The sequence below is a fragment of the Allosphingosinicella sp. genome (assembly GCF_036387215.1).
Lineage (GTDB): Bacteria > Pseudomonadota > Alphaproteobacteria > Sphingomonadales > Sphingomonadaceae > Allosphingosinicella.
Map to the genome: position 1 here is coordinate 1 of NZ_DASVUE010000140.1, position 2,877 is coordinate 2,877.

The following is a 2,877-nucleotide window of genomic DNA, read 5'->3' on the forward strand; positions in this document are numbered from 1 at the left end:
CGCACGCCAGCCTTTCGCCAATCTCGAGATGGAGCTGCGCACCCGCCGCGGCACGCGCTGGATCAGCCTTGCCGGCGATCCGATCATCGACATGTCCGGCGCCTTCCAGGGCTTCCGCGGCGTCGGCTCGGACATCACCGAAGTGAGGAAGACGCAGGAGCGACTTACCAACCTCGCCAACATGGACGTGCTTTCGGGCCTTCCCAATCGCGGCCGGGTCCGCCAGCTGCTCGGCGAAGCGCTTTCCACCGCGCAATCCTCGAATGTGCCCTGCGCGATCATGTTTCTCGATCTGGACGGCTTCAAGCCGGTCAACGACACGTTCGGCCACCCCAAGGGCGATGCGGTGCTGAAGAGCGTCGCTCAGCGGCTCGTCAAGGAAGTCGGCGATGCCGGCCATGTCGGCCGAATGGGCGGCGACGAGTTCGCGATCGTGATCCGCGACGCTCAGGGCCGCAAGGTGATCGAGAATCTCGCCCGCCGCCTGATCGAAAGCGTCGCCGCGCCCTACCATATCGACAAGGTCGAGATCCGCATCGGCGTCTCGATCGGCTGCGCCTTCGGCCCGATCGACGGTCAGAGCGTCGACGATCTTATCCAGAAGGCCGACATGGCCCTCTATCAGGCCAAGAACCAGGGCCGCGGCACCTGCTGCTATTTCAACGACGACATGCGAAGTGTCGCCGAGCACCGCATGCGGCTCGAGCAGGATCTGTCGAACGCGATCGGCAACGGCCAGCTGCGCTTGCTCTACCAGCCGCTGATCGCAGCCCACGACCAGAGCCTGGTCGGCTTCGAGGCGCTGATCCGCTGGCACCACCCGACCCGCGGCATCGTGCCTCCCAACGACTTCATCCCGCTCGCCGAAGAGACCGGCCTCATCATGGGGTTGGGCGACTGGGTGATCGAGGAAGCCTGCCGCGCCGCATCTTCCTGGCCCGAGCATATCTCGGTCGCGGTCAACCTCTCGGCCCGCCAGCTCGTACTCCCGGCGCTTCCCGCCACCGTCAACGCCGCTCTCTCCAAGCACCGCGTGCAGGCCAACCGGCTCGAGCTCGAAGTGACGGAGACTGTGTTCCTCGAGGATACGGCGGGCTCGCTCGACGTTCTGAAACGCCTCCGCGCGCTCGGCGTCGGCATCGCGCTCGACGATTTCGGCACCGGCTATTCCTCGCTAGGCTATCTGAACAAGGCGGTGTTCCACAAATTGAAGATCGACGGCTCCTTCGTCCGCGAAGCGGCGAAGAACAAGGAGACGGTGGCGATCATCCAGTCGATCGTGCAGCTCGCGAAGAGCTTCCGGATGACGATCACCGCCGAGGGCGTCGAGACCGCCGACGACTTCACCCGGATGAAGGACCTCGGCTGTCACCAGATCCAGGGTTACCTGTTCGGCCGCCCGATGAGCTACGAGCGCGCGAGCGAGCTGGTGCACGGTACCCAGGCCCGCCTCAGCGCCTGATCCGCGAACCGCAGCCGCGCGGCGGCTGCGGGCAGGGGCCGGTTCGTCCTCCAACGCCCGGCTGCGGCTGGCCCCGCCTCCGGAGGTGCGCCAATCCCTACCGCCGCAACCGGGCTTGCGCAATAAGTCTACATATGTTGTAATGTTGCAATGGTACGTAGCCGCCGGCCATCCAGGCAGATGCTCTCGCTCCTGAGGGCGCTGGCCGAGCGCCCCCTGGAGTGGCGGCACGGATATGATCTCATGAAGGAGACGGGGCTCCTCTCCGGAACGCTCTACCCGCTGCTGATGCGGATGGCCGAACAGGGTCTGGTCGAGGCGGAGTGGCGGGAGCCGGCGCAGACCGGCAGACCCGCCCGCCACGCCTACCGGCTCACGGCTGCCGGCCTTTCCTCCGCACGAGCGGCGGAGGAGAGCGGATCTCCACCCGGCTTCAAGGTCTCGCTATCATGACGGCGGCGCTGTCGCGGGCGCTGATTGCCCTGGCTGCCGGCTGCCTCGGCGAGGCTCGGCGCGAGTGGGCGCGCGCAATGCAGGCGGAGTTCGAAGCGGCAATGCGGGACGGCAAGTCGCTGAGCTTCGCTGCGGGCTGCTTGCTGGCGGCGCTGCGGGAGCTGCCGGCGCACGAGGAAGGCCGGTTCTCACTGGCGAGTCACTTCCTCGCCTTCGCCATCATGGTTCCGACCGCGGCGCTGCTGGTCTCAGGCATAAGCGGGGAGATCCCCTTTCTTCAGCTCCGGCAGATCGTCCCGGCGAACGGCGTTCTCCTCAGCGACGCCAACCTGTCGGCCATCCCTCCGCTCGCCGCTTTAGTCGCCTGGATGGCCGCGATCCAGCTCCGGCTGGCCTGGCTTGTGCTCGAACGGGACTGGTCGGGCGTCGCCGCGGCGGGAATGCTGATCGCGGCTTCGACCATGGCGCTCCTGGTCTTCACCGCCGTGGTTTTCCTTCACTACGGGTCCGTACTCCTCCTCGCCGGCGCGCTGGCCGTCGAGCTCGCGGGCGTATCGGCCCTGGCACGATGGCACAGGCGCTTCTTCGGCGGCCGGCTGGAAGCGGCCGCCTAGCGGTTCCTCACCTTGGCCGGCTCCACCCGGACGAATCCAGCCGGACCGGCCCGGCATCAGCGGAGGCGGCCAATGTCGATCAAGCTGCAAGCGATGCGCGGCGCGCTGGCGACGGCGGCCTTACTGTGTGTCTCGTGCGGAGGTCCCGATCGGCCGCCGCCGCCTCCGGCCTCCTTTGATGGTCTGCCGATCAGCGGCAGCCTCGACGATGCGCTCCGCTCCGGCTTCACCAGCTGCCGCGAGGACACGACCGAGATGCGCTGCCGCCGAAGCAATGTGACGTTGCTGGGCTTCGGCCCCTTCAACGCGGCGCTTGACCTCAACGGCTATAACGGAGGCGGCGGATTC

General features: G+C 67.2%; 3 protein-coding genes and 1 pseudogene. All 4 read left to right on the top strand.

Features of this window, described 5'->3' with window-relative positions; genetic code table 11:
* Positions 1-1,462: putative bifunctional diguanylate cyclase/phosphodiesterase (locus VF662_RS05515; RefSeq protein ID WP_464138796.1), on the top strand; the 1,462-nt coding region annotated here is incomplete at its 5' end.
* 180 nt (positions 1,463-1,642) lie between these two features.
* Positions 1,643-1,915, top strand: a complete 273-nt coding sequence (locus VF662_RS05520; protein ID WP_464138797.1) for a PadR family transcriptional regulator — start codon at positions 1,643-1,645, stop codon at positions 1,913-1,915.
* A complete protein-coding gene (locus VF662_RS05525; protein ID WP_464138798.1) occupies positions 1,912-2,529 on the top strand; it encodes a hypothetical protein in 618 nt (205 codons plus the stop codon). The genes VF662_RS05520 and VF662_RS05525 overlap by 4 nt, the downstream gene beginning before the upstream one ends.
* A 72-nt stretch (positions 2,530-2,601) precedes the next feature.
* A pseudogene (locus VF662_RS05530) lies at positions 2,602-2,877 on the top strand (hypothetical protein); the annotation flags it as partial.

What these genes read in the sequence shown, in the direction of transcription:
- VF662_RS05520 (WP_464138797.1), top strand. Translation starts at nt 1,643, where the DNA reads ATGCTCTCGCTCCTGAGGGCGCTGGCCGAGCGCCCCCTGGAGTGGCGG.
- VF662_RS05525 (WP_464138798.1), top strand. Translation starts at nt 1,912, where the DNA reads ATGACGGCGGCGCTGTCGCGGGCGCTGATTGCCCTGGCTGCCGGCTGC.